Annotated in this window: 1 protein-coding gene; it reads right to left on the bottom strand. The window is 70.5% G+C overall.

The features are described from left to right. The coding region (locus SB772_RS42795) for an aldehyde dehydrogenase family protein (RefSeq protein ID WP_410838871.1) at nt 1-250 on the bottom strand (250 nt) is incomplete at its 3' end. Between the last annotated feature and the right edge of the window lie 8 nt (nt 251-258).

Here is a 258-nt window from a genome sequence, read left to right as displayed (position 1 = left end):
CGTCGCCGATGGCGAGAATGCGCTCGGCGATCGCTTCCAGCAGTTTGGCGCGCGTTTCGTGCGGCGCGGCGCGGAAGGCGTCGAACGCCTGCGCCGCGAGTTCGCAGGCGCGTGCGACGTCGGCCTTGTTGCCGAGACCGAAGGCCGGCTCGATGTCCTGGCCGAGCGCGGGCGCGAAGGCACGCATTTCGCCGGCCTGACCGCGCACCGACTGCGCGCCGATCAGCATGGCTCCCGTGATAGACGACATGGTCGCTC

This window comes from Paraburkholderia sp. SIMBA_030 (assembly GCF_046535245.1).
In the GTDB taxonomy this organism is placed as follows: Bacteria; Pseudomonadota; Gammaproteobacteria; order Burkholderiales; family Burkholderiaceae; genus Paraburkholderia.
This window is presented reverse-complemented; position numbering and strand designations above follow the sequence as displayed.